The sequence below is a fragment of the Sphingomonas sanguinis genome, from assembly GCF_019297835.1.
Taxonomy (GTDB): domain Bacteria; phylum Pseudomonadota; class Alphaproteobacteria; order Sphingomonadales; family Sphingomonadaceae; genus Sphingomonas; species Sphingomonas sanguinis_D.
The window spans coordinates 2,764,235-2,781,410 of sequence record NZ_CP079203.1 but is presented as its reverse complement, the minus strand read 5'-3'; the positions used below and the strand labels follow the sequence as shown (position 1 = coordinate 2,781,410).

The following is a 17,176-nucleotide window of genomic DNA, read 5'->3' as shown; positions in this document are numbered from 1 at the left end:
GGACTGATACATGGCGGGCAGCGTCAACAAGGTGATTCTCGTCGGCAATCTGGGACGCGATCCCGAGAGCCGCTCCTTCCAGAATGGCGGCAAGGTGGTCGAACTGCGCATCGCCACGTCGGAATCGTGGAAGGACCGCAACAGCGGCGAGCGCAAGGAAAAGACCGAGTGGCACACGGTCAAGATCTTCAACGAAGGTCTCGCCAATGTCGCCGAGCGTTTCCTGCGCAAGGGCTCGAAGGTTTACATCGAAGGCGCGCTGACCACTCGCAAGTGGCAGGATCAGCAGGGTAACGACCGTTACTCGACCGAGGTGACGCTGCAGGGCTTCAACTCGGTGCTGACCATGCTCGACGGCCCCGGCGGCGGTCAGGGCGGCGGCGGTGGCCGCGGCGGCAGCGACTTTGGCGGCGGCGATGATTTCGGCGGCGGCGACTTCGGCGGCGGGTCGAGCGGTTATGGCGGCGGCGCGTCGGGCGGCGGCTATGGCGGCGGTAACCGTGGTGGTAATTCCGGCGGCGCAAGCTCGGGCGGGAACGGCGGCAACCGTGGCGGGTTCGGACAGGGCGGCGGCTTCGCCGACGATCTGGACGACGACGTTCCGTTCTGATCGCGCAGGTTTTTTCCCCGAGGGGCGGAGATGGACAAGACGCTGGAAGACGATGCGACGGCGTGTCATGGCGTGAGCGTGGCGGATACCCCCGCGCCTTCGTCCATGACCGAGGCCGAACGCGCCGCCGTCATCCGCGCCTATGATCTGGCGGGCTATCGCGCCAGTGGCCAGCTCGACGATCTGGCCGCCTTCGCCGCCGAACTCTGCGGCACCCCGATCGCGCTGGTCAGCGTGGTCGAGGAGGAAACCCAGCAATTCCTGGCGACGATCGGCATCGACGCCGCGCAGACGCCGCGCGACACGTCCTTTTGCGCGCATGTGATGGTCGGGCGGGCGGAGACGATGGTCGTCCCCGATGCGCGCAGCGATGTGCGTTTCGCCGATTATTCGCTGGTGAAGGGCCCGCCGCATATCCGCTTCTATGCGGGCGCCCGGCTGCTGTCGCGCGAGGGCGTGCCGCTGGGCGCGATCTGCGTCATCTCGCCCGAGCCCCGGCCCGAGGGGCTTACCCCGTTCCAGCATCGCGGGCTGGAGGTGCTGGCCACCGCCGTCATGGGCCGGTTGCAGGACCGCCGCGCGCGGCGCGAGCATGAGCAGGCGGTCGAGGCGTCCGAGGCCCGCGTCGCCGACAGCGAACAGCGGTTCCGCACGCTGGCCGACACCATGCCGCAAATGGTCTGGTCGACGCTGCCCGACGGCTTTCACGACTATTACAATGCCCGCTGGTATGAGTTTACCGGGGTGCCCGACGGCTCGACCGATGGCGAAGGCTGGAACGGGATGTTCCATGCCGAGGACCAGGATCGGGCCTGGGCGCGGTGGCGACACAGCCTGGCGACCGGCGAGCCCTATCAGATCGAATATCGCCTGCGGCACCGCGACGGCACCTATCGCTGGGTGCTGGGCCGCGCGCTGCCGATCCGCGATGCCGACGGGCACATCACCCGCTGGTTCGGCACCTGCACCGATATCCATGAGCAGAAGCTGGCGCTGGAAGAGCGCGAGATCGTCAGTCAGGAACTCAGCCACCGGATCAAGAACATCTTTGCGGTCATCTCCGGCCTGATCGCCTTTGCCGCGCGCAGCCATCCGGGATTCAGCGGGATCGCCAGCGACCTGCGCGACCGGATCACGGCGCTGGGCCGCGCCCACGACTTCGTCCGCCCGCACAGCCCGCAGTCCAAGCCCAAGGCGCGGCAGGACTCGCTGCACGGCCTGCTCAGCGACCTGTTCGAGCCGTATCGCGGCGAGGAAGACGATTCGCGCATTCGCGTCACCGGTGACGATGTGCCGGTCGACGACCGTTCGGCGACGCCGCTCGCGCTGCTGTTCCACGAGCTGGCGACCAACGCCGCCAAATATGGCGCATTGTCTGTGCTGACCGGCCATGTCGAACTGGCCGTCCGTCGTGAGGCGGACGATATGGTGTCACTCTGCTGGCAGGAGTCGGGCGGGCCGAAGCTGGACTCGACGCCCGACCATGCCGGGTTCGGCTCGCAGCTCGTCGAACTGTCGGCTGTGCGGCAATTGGGCGGCAAGGTCCGCCGCGATTGGCAACGGGACGGGCTTGTCGTGACGATCGAGGTGCCGCTGGCGGCGTTCAGTCGCCCGCCGGGCACTGGGCCTTGTCGCTGAGGCAGGCGCTCTATTCTGATGATAATGCGATAATCTCGGCTAGCCCCTGCCCTGAAGGGGAGAGGTGATTCTATATCGCGTCATCCCACTTTAAATTACACCGATCCCCATCTCACATCGCGATGCTGAGCGGGATCACGTCCTCGGGTGCGGCCTGCTCCGTGCCGGTCGCCAGCGCGGCGGCGGCCAGGATGGCGCGTTCGCTGAACGGCTTGCGGATATAGCCGAGCGCTTCGACGCCCGTACCGATCTGCGACGGGTTGGCCGTGACGAACACGATCTTCACGCCATAATCCTCGGCGATGCGGCGCGCGATCTCGGGACCCGTCGCACCGTCGCGCAGGTTCACGTCGACAAAGGCGAAGGTGCAGCCCGGTGCGCATTCGATCGCGGTGCGGCTATCCGCCGCGATTCCGGCCACATTATAGCCGGCATCGGTCAGGATGCGCTCCAGATCGAGGGCCACGAAAATTTCGTCTTCCACGATCAGGGCAGTTTGGCTCATGTCAAATTCCCGTCACTTTCGGGGTCAACACGCTTGATCCAGATAAAGTTCCGCTTCTGATGTCGTTTCACCGACGCAACAGAAAAACCGCATGTTCGGCCCGGAAATTGGCCGCCGCCGCGCTGGTCGGGCGACCGCGCGACAGGAACCAGCTGCCCTCCACCGTGATTCGCCGCTGACGGACGAAGGCGCGGAAATCGTCGATCGTCACATGGTGGATATTGGGCGTGTCATACCATTGTTCGGGCAGCAGCGGCGTCACCGGCATCCGCCCGCCCCACAGCAGCGACATCCGCACCCGCCAATGCGCGAAATTGGGGAAGGACACGAAGGCGCGCTGGCCGATCCGCAGTAGATGGTCGAGCACCTGATCGGGCGCGCGCGCGGTCTGCAGCGTCTGGCTGAGGATCGCATAGTCGAACCCCTTGTCGGGATAGCCCGCCAGGTCGACATCGGCATCGCCCTGCACCACCGCCAGCCCGCGCGCCACCGCCGAGGCGACATTGGCCGGATCGATCTCCAGCCCGCGCGCATCCACCCCCGCCTCGTCACGCAGCGCCGCCATCAGCTGTCCGTCGCCGCAGCCGATATCCAGCACGCGGGCGCCCCGCGCGACGTGGCGCGCGATGATCGCCAGATCGGGACGCAGCGTCTCGCTCATGGCTCGGCCCGCAGAAAGCCGTCGATCACCCGGTTCATCTCGGGCGCTTCGAGGAGGAAGGCGTCATGGCCGTACGGGCTGGACAGCTCGACGAAACTCGCCGCCGCGCCCGCCGCATTCAAAGCCTGCACCACGGCGCGCGACTCGGAGGTCGGATAAAGCCAGTCGGTGTCGAAGCTGACCAGACAGAAGCGCGTGCCTGTCCCCCGGAACGCGTTCGCCAGCAGTCCGCCATGTTCCTCGGCCAGATCGAAATAATCGAGCGCGCGGGTGATGTAGAGATAGGAGTTGGCGTCGAACCGGTCGACGAAGCTCAACCCCTGATGCCGCAAATAGCTCTCGACCTGGAAATCCGCGTCGAAACCGAAGCTTTTCGCGCCGTCCGGCCGGTCGGGTCGCGCCTGGAGCCGCCGCCCGAATTTCTCAGTCAGCCCCGCCTCGGACAAATAGGTGATATGCGCCGCCATCCGCGCGACGGCCAAGCCTGCGGCGGGGGGATCGTTCGACTCGTAATAAGCGCCGCTGCGCCATTTCGGGTCGGCCATGATCGCCTGCCGCCCGACCTCGTGGAACGCGATATTCTGCGCCGAATGCCGCGCGGTCGAGGCGACCATGACGCAGGCGCGCACGCGGTCCGGGAAGGTCGCGGCCCAGCTCAGCGCCTGCATCCCGCCCATCGATCCGCCGACCACCGCCTTCAGCTGCCCGACGCCCAGATGGTCGAGCAGCATGGCCTGTGCGCGCACCATGTCGCGGATGGTGATGACCGGGAAGCGCATCGCCCAGGGCTCGGCGGTCGAGGGGTCGATGGTCGCCGGGCCGGACGACCCCATGCAGCTGCCGATGACGTTGGAGCAGATGATGAAATGCCGCGCCGGGTCGATTGGCTTGCCCTCCCCCACCAGGCGCGTCCACCAGCCGGGCTTGCCGGTGCGCGGATGGGGCGAGGCGACATGCTGGTCGCCGGTCAGCGCATGGCAGATCAGGATGGCGTTGGAGCCATCGGCGTTCAGCGTGCCATAGGTCTCGTACCCGATCTCGACCGGGGACAAGAGCCCGCCGCCGTCGAGCCGTAGCGGCCCCGGCAGCACGACATGCCGCGACAGACCGAAACGCTGGTCGTCGCTGTGGGATAAAGCGGAAACGGAAGCGGCCATGGAGCGATATCCGCTAGGCCGCGATGCTTGGCAACGCAAGGCCATGGCCGCTATGGCGTTCGCCATGACCGAGCTTAAAGCCCCCGAACCGATCTCCTGGGTCCAGGCCATCGCACCTTACGTCCCCGGCCGCGCGACGACCGATGACGGGCGCAAGGTCATCAAATTGTCGGCCAATGAGAATCCGCTGGGCACCAGCGAGAAGGCGCGCGCCGCCTTCGCCGCCGCCGCCGCGCATCTGGAGCGCTACCCCGATCCGGGCGCGACCGCGCTGCGCGAGGCGATCGGCGCGGTGCATGGTCTCGACCCGGCACGGATCATCTACGGCACCGGCTCGGACGAGATCCTGCACCTCGCGGCGGGCGCGTTCGCCGGACCGGGGGATGAGGTCATCCATGTCCGCTACGGCTTTGCGGTCTATGAGATCGCGACGCGTCGCGTCGGCGCGGAGCCGGTGGTGGTCGCCGATCATGACTATGCCACCGATGTCGACGCGATCCTGGCGGCCGTGACGGAAAAGACCAAGGTCGTCTTCGTCGCCAACCCCAACAACCCGACCGGCACCTATGCGGGCGCGGACGAGATCGCGCGGCTGCACGCGGGGCTTCCTCCTCATGTCCTGCTGGTCCTTGATCAGGCCTATGCCGAATATCTGGAGCCGGGCGAGGACGATGGCGGGCTCGCGCTGGCCGAGCAGGCGGGCAACGTGCTGGTGTCGCGCACCTTCTCCAAGATTCACGGCCTCGCTGCCGAGCGGATCGGCTGGGGCTATGCCGCCGCCCCCATCATCGACGCGCTGCACCGCATCCGCGCGCCGTTCAACGTGACCATCGCGGGCCAGAACGCCGCGATTGAAGCGATCCGTGACCGCGGCTTCGTCGAGGCGTCGCGCGCGCACAATGCCCAGTGGCTCGGCTGGTTCGAGGAGCAGATCGCGAGCCTCGGCAATGCGGGCCTGCGTTGCGTGGCGTCCAAGGCGAACTTCTCGCTGGTACTGTTCGAGGGTCAGCTGAGCGCCGAGCGCGCCTATCACGGGCTGATGGACGCCGGCTATATCGTCCGCTGGCTGCCCAGCCAGGGACTGGGTCATGGCCTGCGCATCACCATCGGCACCGAAGACGAGGTGAAGGGCGTCGTCGCCGCGCTGCGCGCCATGGTCGAGTCGGAGGCGAAGGGGGCCTGATGCTGCCCTTCGCGCGGATCACCATTATCGGGCTTGGCCTGATCGGCTCCTCGGTCGCGCGGGCGACGCGGAAAGCCATGCCGACCGCGCGGATCACCGCCTATGACGCCGACCCGGCGGTGCGCGAGACGGTGCGTGCGCTCGATCTGGCCGATGACGTCGCCGATACGGCGGGGGCGAGCGTGATCGACGCCGACTTCGTGATCCTGTGCGTGCCGGTCGGCGCGATGGGCGTCGTGGCGGCCGATTTCGCCGACGATCTGCCCGAGTACGCGATCGTGTCCGACGTGGGCAGTTGCAAGGGTTCGGTGCTGGCCGCGCTGACCGATGCGCTGCCCGGTGCAACGATCATCCCGGCGCATCCGGTCGCGGGCACCGAGCGCAGTGGGCCGGAGGCGGGCTTCGCCACGCTGTTCCAGAATCGCTGGTGCATCGTCACGCCACCCGAGGGCGCGGACGCGCTGGCGGTCGAGCGGGTGGCCGAGTTCTGGCGGCGGCTGGGAGCGGATGTCGAGTTGATGGCCCCCGATCACCACGACCGGGTGCTTGCCGTCACCAGCCATCTGCCGCACCTGATCGCCTATACGATCGTCGGCACCGCCAGCGATCTGGAGGAAGTGACCCAGTCCGAGGTCATCAAATATTCCGCCGGTGGCTTCCGCGACTTCACCCGCATCGCCGCGTCGGACCCGACCATGTGGCGCGACGTGTTCCTCACCAACCGCGAGGCGGTGCTGGAGATGCTCCAGCGCTTTTCGGAGGATCTCAGCCAGCTGCAACGCGCGATCCGCTGGGGCAAGGGCGACGAGCTGTTCGACCTGTTCAGCCGCACCCGCGCCATCCGCCGCTCGATCATCGACCAAGGCCAGGACGATGCGCGCGAGGATTTCGGACGGAGCCACGAGGGATGACTCATTCCTCCCCGGCACGGGGAGGGGGACCAGCGAAGCTGGTGGAGGGGGTTCACCGCGAGGGACGACCTGTGTGGAAGCCCCCCTCCGTCAGGGCTTACGCCCTGCCACCTCCCCGTGCCGGGGAGGATTCCAGCGCATTCATCGCCGCATGGACCCTGGCCTCCGCTTCCTCGCGCGGCAGGCCGGGCGGAATCACCTCGCCGAAGCGCAGCGTCACCACCCCCGGCCGCTTCAGGCCCTTGCGCGGCCACACGATCCCCGAATCGGTCGCCACCGGCACCACCGGCAGACCCAGCATCCGGTAGAGCCCGGCAAACCCCGGCTTCAGCGGCGGCGTCTCGCCGGGCTTTACCCGCGTGCCTTCGGGGAAGATCATGATCGCCCGCCCCTGGTCGACCGCCACCTTCGCATCGCGCATCATGCCGCGCATCGCCTTGGCCGAGGCCGAGCGGTCAACCACGATCGCGCCGTACTTGCGCACCGTCCATCCCCAGACCGGGATATTGGCCAGCTCACGCTTCAACACCATGGCCGGGCCGTTCAGCAGGCGTTGCAGCTCCATCGTCTCGAACATCGCCTGATGCTTGGCGGGGTAGAGCGCCGGGGTGGTCGGCCGCGTGCCCTCCACCTTCACGCGGATACCCAGGATCCAGCGGGTGCACAGCCGGTGAAATGTCGTCCAGCCCGTCGCCCAATGGACCACGGCATGACGCCCCCCCACCGCGACCAGCGGCGACAGCAGCGCCATGATCGCCGACACCGGATAGAAGATCGCGACAAACACGATGTTGCGAAGAAGAATCACGCGCCAATCCCCGTCCAAAGCGCGACCCTGCGCAGGATCAGCTTGTTATATTCATTGATCAAAGTGCCCATGCGCGGCTCGGACGGCACGCCGTCGCCCAGCACCAGCACCTGTTTGCCGAGCGCGGCGGTCAGCTCCATCCTGGCGCGCGGCAGATGCCAGTCGGAGGTGACGAGCCGTACCGTGCGATAGCCATGCTGGCGCACCCAGTTCGCCGTCTCCTCGGCATTGGAGCGGGTGTCCACCGCCTCGCCGCCCAGGTCGATGCAGCAGGAAAACAGCGAAGGGGAGGTGCGATAGGTGCGCGCCAGATCGATCGGCCGCACGCCGGGTGCGACGCCCGTGACGAGCATCCGCTTGGCCTGATGCGCCTTGAGCAAGGCGATGCCGCGATCGATCCGACCCGGCCCGCCGGTCGGCACCACGATCGCATCGGTGGTGTTGTTCTCCAGCGGGTGCGGCAGGGTCAGCATGAAAGCCGCGAACCCCAGGCACCAGGCGAGCGCCGCCAGACCGATCAGCCGCAGCATCTACAGCATCCGCCGCATCTGGCGCAGCACCGCCAGCCGCGCCGCGCCCACCGCCAGCCCGACAAAGCCGAAGGGCAGCGCGATCAGCATCGCCATGTCCAACAGCCCCAACCGCATCCCGCCGAGCAATTCCGAATCGAGCGTCGCCACCTGCCCCGCGATCAGCAGGATCGCGCCCCCGGCCAGCACGCCGCCCGCCACCGCGCCGATCCCGGCGTCGAGCGCGATCCGCCGCTGGAACAGCCGCGCGACCTGCCGGTCGGTGGCGCCGAGCATATGGATGACCTCGATCGTGCCGCGATGCGCCTCCAGCCCGGCGCGTGCCGCCAGCATGACGACCGCCGTGGTCGCAACCAGCATCAACAGGATGATCGCCCCCGCCAGCCAGGCGGCGGTATCGAGCAGCCGCCCGACCGGGCCCAGCCAGGTGGCGTGCGCATCGACCCGCGCCGCCGGGCTGGCCCGCGTCACGGCGCTGCGGACACGGGCGATGGCAGCACCGTCGTCGCTGGTCAGGTCGACATCGATCAGCGCGGGCACGGGCAGGCCCGCCGCCTCCGCATCCTGGCCCAGCCACGGTTGCAGCATCCGCGCCAGATCGGCCTGCGGCACCGGCACCGCGCGCGCGACATCGCGCTGCGTCCGCAGCACCGCCAGCACCTGCGCGGCGGCGGCATCGCGACGCTGAGTCTCGCCCTCGACGATCTGAACGGTCAGGCGGCCCGCCATCTGGCGGTCGAGCGCCCCCGCCGCCCGCGCGGTCGCAAGGCCCGCCGCCCCCGCCAGCAGGGTCAGGAACAGCATGATCGCGATCACCCAGCTCATGACATGCGCGCCGCCGCCATCATCGAGCGCGCGCGCTTCCGCGCCCGTCGCGCGGGGTTTGCGCCCACGCTTCACAGCCCGCTCCGCACGATGGTCGACGGCTTGGCTTCGGGACGCGATGGTTCGGTTGGGGGCGGATCGGGATCGACCAGCCGTCCGCGCTCCAGATGCAGGTGATGCGCGCCCGGCAGGCGTTCGATCAGGTGCCAGTCATGCGTCGCCATGACGACGGTGGTGCCCAGCCGGTGGAGCGAGTTGAACAGGTGGAGCAGCCGATCGGCCATGGCGGGATCGACATTGCCCGTCGGCTCGTCGGCGACCAGCAGCTCGGGCCGCGCGATCACCGCCCGCGCGATCGCCACACGCTGCTGCTCGCCGCCCGACAGGGTCGCCGGCCGCGCGCCCGCGCGCTCCGATAGGCCGATCCAGTTCAGCATCTCGCGCACCGCGCGCGCGATCTCCGATTCGGCCATGCCCGCGACACGTAAGGGCAGTGCGATATTGTCCGCCGCCGACAGATGCGGGATCAGGCGGAAGTCCTGGAACACCACGCCGATCCGTCGCCGGAAACCGGGCAGGCGACCGCGCGGCAGGATCACCGCATCCTCGCCGAACAGCCGGATGATGCCCCGGCTGGGCCGCTGCGACAAGTATAGCAGGCGAAGCAGCGAGGTTTTCCCTGCGCCGCTGGCCCCAGTCAGGAAATAGAACTGCCCCGAGCGCAGCGTGAAGCTGACGTCGCACAGGGTCTCTTCCCCGACGCCGTAGCGCAGGCCGACATTCTCGAACTGGACGATGTTCGCCATGCCCGCATGGCCTTGGCATGGGCGGGCGCGCGCTTCAAGTTCCGCGCTTCACGCTTGCCACGCCTAGGGGCGGCGTGCTTACTGGACCATCAAGGGGGCCTGACTGATGAGGGATGGCCCTGTCCGTCCGTCGACCCGTCCTGTCCTGAAGTGCCCCACCGCATGATCCTCGAATGCCCTGAGTGCCGCACCCGCTATCTGGTGCCCGACAGTGCGATCGGGCTGGAGGGGCGAACCGTGCGCTGCGCCAATTGCCGGCACAGCTGGTTCCAGTCGCCGCCCGAACTGGAGCTGGAGCCGCAACCCGAATTGCCGCTGCCACCGATGGCCATGGCTCCGACCGCGACAGCGCCGGTGCATGAGGACGCCAGTGCGGCCTTTGCCGAACCGCCGCCTCCCCCGCCGCCGGTCATCGTGCCGCCGCCCGCACCGCCGATCCTGGACCGGGACGATTCGGGCTTCGACGCCTTTGCCCATCGCCCGCCCTTCCGCGCGCGGCGCAATCCGGTGCGGCGCTGGACCATCGGCGCGGTGCTGGCGGGGCTGTTGATGCTGGTCGCGACGGCGGCGATCCTGTGGACCGGGATGCCGGGCATCGGCGGCTGGTTCGGCGTCGGCAGCACCGAATCGGCGCTGGAGCTGCGGTCCAACCCGATCGAGCGGCGCGAGCTGGAAAACGGGTCGGAGCTGTTTGCCATTTCGGGACAGATCATCAACCCGTCGGCCACCGCACAGCGCGTGCCCGACCTGCGTGCCGAGCTGAAGGACGCGCAGGGCCGCACCGTCTTCTCCTGGGCGATCGCGCCGCAACAGCGGACGCTGGGCCCCGGTGCGTCGATGGACTTCAACTCGGCCAAGCTGGACGTACCGCCGAGTTCGAAGCGGCTGGACCTGAGCTTTGCGGGTGAGGGCAGCGCGAACTGACCCTTGGCCTTCGACTTCGCTCAGGCTGAACGGAGGTTGGTATCAGGCCCCATTCCCTCACGCCGTTCAGGCTGAGCGAAGTCGAAGCCCACGCGACTACCCACGCAACCGCCGCGCGATGACCCCGAACCGCGCCCCGTGCAGCAGCGCCGCGACCAGCATCCCCACCCCCGAAGCCCAGGCCAGCGCAGGCGCTCCCCAGCCGCTCGCGACCAGCCACCAGCCGACCCCGCCGGTCACGACGAAATAGGCGATGATGCTGTTGATCCCCGCCGCGACCTGATCGTTCAGCGAGCGCAACGCATAGACCAGCACCACCTGCACCCCGTCGAACAGGATGAAGGGCGCCCAGATCATCAGCATCGCCACCGCCGCCGCATGTGCCTCCGGCAACGCGGGAAAGGCGCCGACGATCGCCTCGGGCATCGTCCATAGCACCAGGCTGCACGCGCCCATGGCCAGCGCGGCGATCCCGACCGCGAGCAGCGTGCGCGACACCGCCGCCGGGGTCTCGCCCTCGCCCACCGCATTGCCCGCGCGCACCCCCGCCGCCGATCCCAGGCCGATCGCCAGCGCGAAGGTGACGTTGTGAATCGAGAAGACGATCTGGAAACCATGCGCGGTCGCATCGCCCAGCCGGGTGGACAGCGCGATCAGGATCGCGAACCCCGCCAGCTCCAGTCCCGAGGCGATGGCGGGCACCAGGCCGAATCGCGCCAGTCCGGCCGCTCCCGCCAGCGTCGGGGCCCAGGCGGCACGGTCCAGCCGCCGCACGCCCCGCTGCTCGCCGCGCGGCAACCGCATCGCGCTGGCCACCATCGCCACCGCGCCCAAGGCCGAGGCGATCACCGTCGCCAGTGCCGCGCCAACCGCGCCGAAGGCGGGCAAGCCCATCTCGCCCCCCGCCAGCGCCCAGGCGAGCAGCGCATTGATCGGCAGGATCGACAGATTGACCATCGTCACCCGGCGCGGGCGGCTGATCCCCTCCAGAAAGAAGCTGGCCGCGATCATCACCATCTGGAACGGATAGCCCAGCGCCATGACGGCCACGACCCGCGCGCCCGGCTCGACCAGCGAGGGTGCGACGCCGATCCCGGCGAGCAGGCTCGTGCCGCCCAGCCCCAGGATCAGCATCGCCGCCACCCCCAGGATCAGCCCCAGCACCATGCCGTCACGCAGCGCCTGGCCCGTTTCGGGCAGGTCGCCCGCTCCGTCGGCCCGCGACGCGCGGACCAGCACGCCCGACAGCCAGGCCAGCCCGGTGACGATCGCAACATAGGTCAGCGACCGGCTGGCCGACAATGCGGCGACCTCATGCTCGCCTACCCGGCCGACTACGATCACATCGGTGACGTGCAGGATCGTCCAGTTGAGGCTGGTCAGCATCACCGGCCAGGCAAGGCCCAGCAGGCGGCGCGCCTCGGCACGGTCGGGACGAAGGGAAAAACTCATGTCCCGTTCCTAGAGTCCGATCCGTTGACGTGGAAGCGGCACCGGCCCACTCCCCCACCCGACCGCCCATTCAGGATACGCTGTGGGCGGTCGGGTGGGGGAGCGGGCCGGTGCCGCGCTGATCCAGCTTTGCGGGATCAGACTCCAAACCCCGAAGCCGCAGAAAGAACCCGTCCCGCCGACAATTTGCCATTCCCGACGAAATGCGTTGCGCTACCCGTATCGCTTTGCTAGGGGCACCCGCCTACCAGCCCTCCGGCTTGCCGGTGGTGACTATCGAGTGCGGTCGTGGCGGAATTGGTAGACGCGCAACGTTGAGGTCGTTGTGGCCGAAAGGCCGTGGAAGTTCGAGTCTTCTCGACCGCACCAGATTTTTCAGGAAAGCTTCTGAAACCAGCCCCGAGCGACAGGATCGCCGGGTGGCTGGGCCGCGCTCAGCGCAACCCGACGATCGCCGCGAGCGAGTCCATCGACAGCGGCGAGACGAATCGGAAGCCGAAACGGCCGTCCTGCACCCAGCAGACGGTACCCGAAATCACGGTGCCCAGCGGCTTCACGACGATATGCCCCGCCAGCCCCGGCTGGACCGGCCCTTCCGCCACCAGCTTTGCCCCGCCCGCCGATATGTCGAGCATCGCAGTCGTGAACTTGTGGGTGCCCAGCCGGACATCGGCGGTCAGCGAGACGGGAAAGCGCGGAGGACGCGGAACCGTGTCGTCTTCATTCTCGTGCGAGAAAATCTGCTCATAGGGCTGCGGCGAATCGAACTGCATGCCCGCCTTGCGCCCTTCGACCCAGCGGACGGTCCCGGACACGGGCGGCAGGCCGCGCACTTCGATCGTGATCGAATCGCCCACCCTGGGCACATCGACGAAGCGCGCCATCAGGCCGGTGGCGGAGATATTGTGGACCAGGCAAACGCCGGGAACATCACCACAAACCTTGCCGAGAAGAAGGACGGCCGAATGCCGCTTGCCCGTCCGGCGTTCCGCCGTCGTGCCCTGCTGCTGTTCGACCTGTTCCATCCCTGCCCTTTCCACCGATCCCGTCCAATATCCCGCTTGGTCTGTATTCGGCTTCCTATGCTTTAATAGCCGATCCCGTATAAAAGACTAACGGCTTTGCCCCTCAATCTTTGCTTTCGCGACTTGGCATGGGCGCGCCGGTTCAGCACAGCGCAAGACGCGATGCGGCATCGGCCGCTTGTGGTCATGTCCAAAGCCTTGTAATTCGCGATCCGTCCCATGCCTCGCGCGTCGTCTTCCCGGTCCACCCGGCCCCGCTCCTCCAAGCCCCGCTCTCCCTGGCGGCGCCGGATCGTCGTAACCCTGCAGGTCCTGATCGGGCTCGCCGTCCTGGCGGTCGGTGCGCTGCTCATCGCGGTCTTCGTCGCCAAGTCGCAGCTGCCGAGCTTCGAGGAGCTGAAATCCTCGCCCAACGGCCAGATGATCCGCGTCCATGCCGCCGACGGCACGGTGATCGTTTCGCTCGGGCCGAGCTATGGCGAGTGGCTGTCCTATGACAAGATTCCGATCGTCATGCGCGACGCGACCATCGCGGTCGAGGATCGCCGCTTCCGCCAGCATCCCGGCGTCGACCCGATCGGCATCGCCCGCTCGGTCGAGGTCCGGCTGGAAAAGGGCCGCTGGAAACAGGGCGGCTCGACCATCACCCAGCAGATCACGCGCACCATCTTTCTGAACAACCAGAAGAAGTTCGGCCGCAAGTTCCGCGAGGCGATCCTGGCGCTGGCGATGGAGCTGAAATTTTCGAAGAACCAAATCCTCGAGCTGTATCTAAACAAGGTCTATTATGGCGGGGGGGCATACGGCATCGACGCCGCCAGCCGGAAGTTCTTCGGCCACGGCGCCGAGCATCTGAGCCTGTCGGAAGCCGCCGTGATCGCCGGACTGGTCAAGGCGCCGTCCAACTATTCGCCGACCGCCGATGCCGAGGCCGCCGTGGGCCGCGCGGGCGTGGTCATCCAGCAGATGGAGCGCAACGGCTTCATCACGCCGGGCCAGGCCGCCAATGCCGATCCCCAGGCGCTGAAGCTCGCGCCCGAGCCGAAGCAGAATTCGGTCCGCTATTTTACCGACTGGGCGCTGCCCCAGCTCGACACGCTGATCGACGAGCAGAGCGCGCCGCTCGACGTGTGGACGACGCTCGACCTCAATATGCAGCGCGCCGCCGATGCCGCGATTCGCAAGGACGCGCCTCCGGGCACGCAGGGCGCGCTGGTCAGCCTGGACCGCGACGGCGGGGTGCGCGCGATGGTCGGCGGTCTGGACTATGTCTCGACCAACTATAACCGCGCGACGACGGCGGTCCGCCAGCCGGGTTCGGCCTTCAAGCTGTTCGTCTATCTCGCCGCGCTGGAGGCGGGTCACAAGCCCGAGGATCAGGTGGTCGACGAACCCGTCACCATCGACGGCTGGTCCCCGCGCAACGATTCGCGCCGCAATTCGGGCAGCGTCTCGCTTCGCACCGCCTTCGCCTATTCGCTGAACACGGTCGCGGCGAAGCTGGGTCAGGAAGTGGGCTTCCAGACGGTCGCCGACATGGCACGCCGCTTCGGCATCACCACCCCGGTCAACACCCATCCCTCGATGGTGCTCGGCACGTCCGAGGTGCGGGTGATCGACATGACCAGCGCCTTTGCCAGCATCGCCAACAAGGGGGTGAAGGTGACGCCTTACGGCATCACCAAGGTCGTGGCGAACGGCCAGACCATCTACACGCATGAGGTGGACCGCAGCCATGTGCTGGTCGCCCCCTATATCGCCGCCGAGATGACCGATTTGCTTCAGACCACGGTCAACACCGGCACGGGTCGCGCCGCACAGATCGGACGGCCGGTCGCGGGCAAGACGGGGACCACGACCAGTTCCAAGGACGGCTGGTTCCTGGGCTTCTCCAGCGGGATCACCACCGGCGTGTGGATGGGTCGCGACAATGGCAAGCCGGTCGTAGGCCTCCATGGCGGCACCGCGCCCGCCAAGGCTTTTGCCGATTATATGCGCGTCGCCGTCGCCGACCGCCCGATCGAGCAGTTCGACACCCAGGTCACGCTGCCCGAATGGCAGTTGGAGCCGGATGAGGAGAGCTATTTCGGTCAGCCCGACAATGGCGTCTCGGCGGTCGACGCCGACGGCAATCCGCTGCCCCCGCCCAGCGCGGGTGCGCCGGAAGACGGTAGCGAGGCGGTCGAGATTCCGACCCATCGCGAGCCGGGTGTCCCCGCGCCGATCCAGCAGCCGCAGCCCGGTGCTCCCGTCCAGCAACAGCCGCCCGCCCAGCCCCCCGCTCCGCAGCAGCGGCTGGACCAGGCCTGGATCGACCGGGTGACCGGACGTGGGGCTGGCGGGGCGACGCGCGAACCGCGCGTGCCCGGCAACCCGCCCCGCGGCTCAACCCGCGAGCGTCAGGACGACCGACCGAACCAGTGAAGCCCCGCGCCATGCTGCCGCAACCAGGCGGTGGCGGGCGCGGGGTCCTCGCCCAGCAGCTCGGCGACGAGCGCGTGGAAGGCGGGGGCGTGGTTCATATGGACACGGTGCGCGACCTCATGCGCCACCGTCGCGCGGCGGACATAGCCGGGCGCCAGGATCAGCCGCCAGCTATAGCGGATCGCGCCGGTCGAGGCGCAGCTCCCCCAGCGCGCCTTGGGATCGGCGACGCTGACCTTGGAAACGGTGACGCCCGCCGCGCGCGCGACCTCCGCCGTTTCGCGCGCCAGCGTCTCCAGCGCCTGCCGCTTCAGCCAGGCCTCGACCCGGCGACCCAGCGTCTCGATCGGCCCGGAGGCGATCAGCCGGTCGCCGTCGCGCTGAATGACGCGGGCGCGCCCCTCTTCCCATTCCAGCGTCAGCACCGTGTCGCCGAACGGGATCGCCCCACCCGGCACGAAGGGGCGCGGATGCGGCAGGCGCGCGCGCTGCGCGGCGATCCAGTCCTTCTTGTCCTCCGCCCAGGCCAGCGCCTTTTTCAGCCCCGCCCGCTTGGGCACGACCAGCCGGGCGGTGCCGGTGGCGGGATCGACGCTGAGGCGGATGGTTTTGGCAGTCGGATGACGGACGACTTCGTCGATCACAATTCCCGGTCCACGATATGGTTTTCGAAATCGCCCGCATCATCCTCGCTGATCGTCCAGCCGCGCACCGACTGCCCGGCGCGGTGCACCGCCTCGCGGTCGCCGCTGATCAGATAATGCCAGTCGGGCAGCGGCTCGTTCGCGGCGCGCAGGCGATAGGCGCATGTGGTGGGCAGCCAGTCGATCGACCGGACATTGCCCATGGTCAGCCGCACGCACTCGGACACATAGGCGCGACGGTGGCGATAGTTGGAGCATTGCCCGCTGCGCCGGTCGAGCAGGCGGCAGGCGACGTTGGTCGGCACCAGCTCGCCCGTCTCCTCATCCTCCAGCTTGTGGATGCAGCATTTGCCGCAGCCGTCGCACAATGCCTCCCACTGCGCGCGGTCGAGGCTTTCGATCGGCTTTTCCCAGAACCGTTCCATCAGCACCGTTCCATCAGCGGACCCACTGGTCGAGCGACCTGGCAACCGCCTCCGGCCCCTCATCGGCGGGGACCAGCGCCAGCGGCTTGTTCGACGGGTCCATCAGATAGACCTGGCGGCTGTGGTTCACCAGATAGCCGCCACCGGGCGATTTGTCGCCCTTGGCCGCCCAGACGGCATAGGCTTTCTTCACCGCCTCGATCTGGGCAGGCGTGCCGGTCAGGCCGACGATGCGCGGGTCGAAGGCGGCGGCGAAGCGGCCGACCACGGCGGGCGTGTCGCGCTCGGGGTCGACGGTGATGAAGAGGGGCGCGATCTTGTTCGCCTTGGCGGGCGCGCTCTTGTCGAGCAGCTTCAGGCCCGCCGCGATCGCCTGCATATCGGTGGGGCAGACATCGGGGCAGAAGGTATAGCCGAAATACATGACCCGGTACCGCCCGGCGAAATCGCGGTCGGTGACGGTCTTGCCCCGGGCGTCGGTCAGCTGGAACGGCCCGCCGATCTTCGTCCCCGCCAGCGGCGCCTGCGCCTCGGGCTGGGAGGGGCCGCAACCGGCCAACATCAACCCCAGCGGGGCCAGAACGGACAGGAACAATCGGGTCATGACGCCGACAGCCTTGCTGTGATAAATCGCTTGGCGCAAGCCAT

General features: G+C 68.2%; 18 protein-coding genes and 1 tRNA gene. 7 read left to right on the top strand and 12 right to left on the bottom strand.

Going from position 1 to position 17,176, the window contains the following annotated elements:
- Positions 1-10 precede the first annotated feature (10 nt).
- Together ssb and KV697_RS13030 are read left to right on the top strand one after the other, a co-directional pair.
- The gene (gene ssb, locus KV697_RS13035) at positions 11-610 is read left to right on the top strand and encodes a single-stranded DNA-binding protein (RefSeq protein ID WP_219018549.1); all 600 of its coding nucleotides are present in this window, start codon (positions 11-13) and stop codon (positions 608-610) included.
- 105 nt (positions 611-715) lie between these two features.
- Positions 716-2,248, top strand: a complete 1,533-nt coding sequence (locus KV697_RS13030) for a sensor histidine kinase (RefSeq protein WP_219021399.1) — start codon at positions 716-718, stop codon at positions 2,246-2,248.
- Positions 2,249-2,360: 112 nt separating this feature from the next.
- On the opposite strand, the gene KV697_RS13025 is transcribed toward KV697_RS13030, so the two are convergent.
- From KV697_RS13025 to metX, 3 genes are all read right to left on the bottom strand, one after another.
- A complete protein-coding gene (locus KV697_RS13025) occupies positions 2,361-2,753 on the bottom strand; it encodes a response regulator (protein ID WP_219018548.1) in 393 nt (130 codons plus the stop codon).
- Between the two features lie 67 nt (positions 2,754-2,820).
- A complete protein-coding gene (gene metW, locus KV697_RS13020) occupies positions 2,821-3,414 on the bottom strand; it encodes a methionine biosynthesis protein MetW (protein WP_219018547.1) in 594 nt (197 codons plus the stop codon).
- A complete protein-coding gene (gene metX / locus KV697_RS13015) occupies positions 3,411-4,571 on the bottom strand; it encodes a homoserine O-acetyltransferase MetX (RefSeq protein ID WP_219018546.1) in 1,161 nt (386 codons plus the stop codon). Before metX ends, metW begins: the two co-directional genes overlap by 4 nt.
- Positions 4,572-4,635: 64 nt before the next feature.
- On the opposite strand from metX, the gene hisC reads away from it, so the two are divergent.
- Positions 4,636-5,754, top strand: coding sequence for a histidinol-phosphate transaminase (gene hisC, locus KV697_RS13010; protein ID WP_219018545.1), 1,119 nt, complete (start codon positions 4,636-4,638; stop codon positions 5,752-5,754).
- Complete coding sequence (locus KV697_RS13005; protein ID WP_219018544.1) at positions 5,754-6,665, top strand: prephenate/arogenate dehydrogenase family protein; 912 nt, start codon at positions 5,754-5,756, stop codon at positions 6,663-6,665. Before hisC ends, KV697_RS13005 begins: the two co-directional genes overlap by 1 nt.
- 97 nt (positions 6,666-6,762) lie before the next feature.
- Here the strand turns inward: KV697_RS13005 and KV697_RS13000 are convergent, their stop codons facing one another.
- Genes KV697_RS13000 through ftsE form a run of 4 tightly spaced genes read right to left on the bottom strand, consistent with a single transcriptional unit; the run spans position 6,763 to position 9,634 of the window.
- Positions 6,763-7,473 (bottom strand): lysophospholipid acyltransferase family protein, encoded by a 711-nt coding sequence (locus KV697_RS13000; RefSeq protein WP_219018543.1) that lies wholly within the window; start codon positions 7,471-7,473, stop codon positions 6,763-6,765.
- A complete protein-coding gene (locus KV697_RS12995; protein ID WP_219018542.1) occupies positions 7,470-8,003 on the bottom strand; it encodes a YdcF family protein in 534 nt (177 codons plus the stop codon). Before KV697_RS12995 ends, KV697_RS13000 begins: the two co-directional genes overlap by 4 nt.
- Positions 8,004-8,903: a cell division protein FtsX gene (locus tag KV697_RS12990; RefSeq protein ID WP_219018541.1), complete on the bottom strand. Its 900-nt coding sequence runs from the start codon at positions 8,901-8,903 to the stop codon at positions 8,004-8,006.
- The gene (gene ftsE, locus KV697_RS12985) at positions 8,900-9,634 is read right to left on the bottom strand and encodes a cell division ATP-binding protein FtsE (protein WP_219018540.1); all 735 of its coding nucleotides are present in this window, start codon (positions 9,632-9,634) and stop codon (positions 8,900-8,902) included. Before ftsE ends, KV697_RS12990 begins: the two co-directional genes overlap by 4 nt.
- Positions 9,635-9,796: 162 nt before the next feature.
- Here ftsE and KV697_RS12980 point away from each other — a divergent pair, with 162 nt between their 5' ends.
- Positions 9,797-10,558 carry a zinc-ribbon domain-containing protein gene (locus tag KV697_RS12980; protein WP_219018539.1) on the top strand — a complete coding sequence of 254 codons (762 nt, stop codon included), beginning with the start codon at positions 9,797-9,799 and terminating at the stop codon, positions 10,556-10,558.
- 96 nt (positions 10,559-10,654) lie between these two features.
- Here KV697_RS12980 and KV697_RS12975 read toward each other — a convergent pair whose 3' ends face one another.
- Positions 10,655-12,010 carry an MATE family efflux transporter gene (locus tag KV697_RS12975; protein WP_219018538.1) on the bottom strand — a complete coding sequence of 452 codons (1,356 nt, stop codon included), beginning with the start codon at positions 12,008-12,010 and terminating at the stop codon, positions 10,655-10,657.
- Positions 12,011-12,292: 282 nt separating this feature from the next.
- Between KV697_RS12975 and KV697_RS12970 the strand changes: the two genes are divergently transcribed.
- Positions 12,293-12,379, top strand: a tRNA-Leu gene (locus KV697_RS12970).
- A gap of 65 nt (positions 12,380-12,444) precedes the next feature.
- Here the strand turns inward: KV697_RS12970 and KV697_RS12965 are convergent.
- Complete coding sequence (locus tag KV697_RS12965) at positions 12,445-13,035, bottom strand: PilZ domain-containing protein (protein ID WP_219018537.1); 591 nt, start codon at positions 13,033-13,035, stop codon at positions 12,445-12,447.
- A 219-nt stretch (positions 13,036-13,254) separates the two neighbouring features.
- Here KV697_RS12965 and KV697_RS12960 point away from each other — a divergent pair, with 219 nt between their 5' ends.
- The gene (locus tag KV697_RS12960; RefSeq protein ID WP_257575324.1) at positions 13,255-15,459 is read left to right on the top strand and encodes a transglycosylase domain-containing protein; all 2,205 of its coding nucleotides are present in this window, start codon (positions 13,255-13,257) and stop codon (positions 15,457-15,459) included.
- Here the strand turns inward: KV697_RS12960 and KV697_RS12955 are convergent.
- Genes KV697_RS12955 through KV697_RS12945 form a run of 3 tightly spaced genes read right to left on the bottom strand, consistent with a single transcriptional unit; the run spans position 15,435 to position 17,132 of the window.
- The gene (locus KV697_RS12955) at positions 15,435-16,103 is read right to left on the bottom strand and encodes a M48 family metallopeptidase (protein ID WP_219018536.1); all 669 of its coding nucleotides are present in this window, start codon (positions 16,101-16,103) and stop codon (positions 15,435-15,437) included. The genes KV697_RS12960 and KV697_RS12955 overlap by 25 nt on opposite strands.
- Positions 16,100-16,528 carry a YcgN family cysteine cluster protein gene (locus tag KV697_RS12950; protein ID WP_219018535.1) on the bottom strand — a complete coding sequence of 143 codons (429 nt, stop codon included), beginning with the start codon at positions 16,526-16,528 and terminating at the stop codon, positions 16,100-16,102. The genes KV697_RS12955 and KV697_RS12950 overlap by 4 nt, the downstream gene beginning before the upstream one ends.
- A 13-nt stretch (positions 16,529-16,541) precedes the next feature.
- The gene (locus KV697_RS12945; RefSeq protein WP_219018534.1) at positions 16,542-17,132 is read right to left on the bottom strand and encodes an SCO family protein; all 591 of its coding nucleotides are present in this window, start codon (positions 17,130-17,132) and stop codon (positions 16,542-16,544) included.
- Positions 17,133-17,176: the final 44 nt, after the last annotated feature.

What these genes read in the sequence shown, in the direction of transcription:
- ssb (WP_219018549.1), top strand. Translation starts at nt 11, where the DNA reads ATGGCGGGCAGCGTCAACAAGGTGATTCTCGTCGGCAATCTGGGACGC.
- KV697_RS13030 (WP_219021399.1), top strand. Translation starts at nt 716, where the DNA reads ATGACCGAGGCCGAACGCGCCGCCGTCATCCGCGCCTATGATCTGGCG.
- KV697_RS13025 (WP_219018548.1), bottom strand. Translation starts at nt 2,753, where the DNA reads ATGAGCCAAACTGCCCTGATCGTGGAAGACGAAATTTTCGTGGCCCTC.
- metW (WP_219018547.1), bottom strand. Translation starts at nt 3,414, where the DNA reads ATGAGCGAGACGCTGCGTCCCGATCTGGCGATCATCGCGCGCCACGTC.
- metX (WP_219018546.1), bottom strand. Translation starts at nt 4,571, where the DNA reads ATGGCCGCTTCCGTTTCCGCTTTATCCCACAGCGACGACCAGCGTTTC.
- hisC (WP_219018545.1), top strand. Translation starts at nt 4,636, where the DNA reads ATGACCGAGCTTAAAGCCCCCGAACCGATCTCCTGGGTCCAGGCCATC.
- KV697_RS13005 (WP_219018544.1), top strand. Translation starts at nt 5,754, where the DNA reads ATGCTGCCCTTCGCGCGGATCACCATTATCGGGCTTGGCCTGATCGGC.
- KV697_RS12995 (WP_219018542.1), bottom strand. Translation starts at nt 8,003, where the DNA reads ATGCTGCGGCTGATCGGTCTGGCGGCGCTCGCCTGGTGCCTGGGGTTC.
- ftsE (WP_219018540.1), bottom strand. Translation starts at nt 9,634, where the DNA reads ATGGCGAACATCGTCCAGTTCGAGAATGTCGGCCTGCGCTACGGCGTC.
- KV697_RS12980 (WP_219018539.1), top strand. Translation starts at nt 9,797, where the DNA reads ATGATCCTCGAATGCCCTGAGTGCCGCACCCGCTATCTGGTGCCCGAC.
- KV697_RS12975 (WP_219018538.1), bottom strand. Translation starts at nt 12,010, where the DNA reads ATGAGTTTTTCCCTTCGTCCCGACCGTGCCGAGGCGCGCCGCCTGCTG.
- KV697_RS12965 (WP_219018537.1), bottom strand. Translation starts at nt 13,035, where the DNA reads ATGGAACAGGTCGAACAGCAGCAGGGCACGACGGCGGAACGCCGGACG.
- KV697_RS12960 (WP_257575324.1), top strand. Translation starts at nt 13,255, where the DNA reads ATGCCTCGCGCGTCGTCTTCCCGGTCCACCCGGCCCCGCTCCTCCAAG.
- KV697_RS12950 (WP_219018535.1), bottom strand. Translation starts at nt 16,528, where the DNA reads ATGGAACGGTTCTGGGAAAAGCCGATCGAAAGCCTCGACCGCGCGCAG.
- KV697_RS12945 (WP_219018534.1), bottom strand. Translation starts at nt 17,132, where the DNA reads ATGACCCGATTGTTCCTGTCCGTTCTGGCCCCGCTGGGGTTGATGTTG.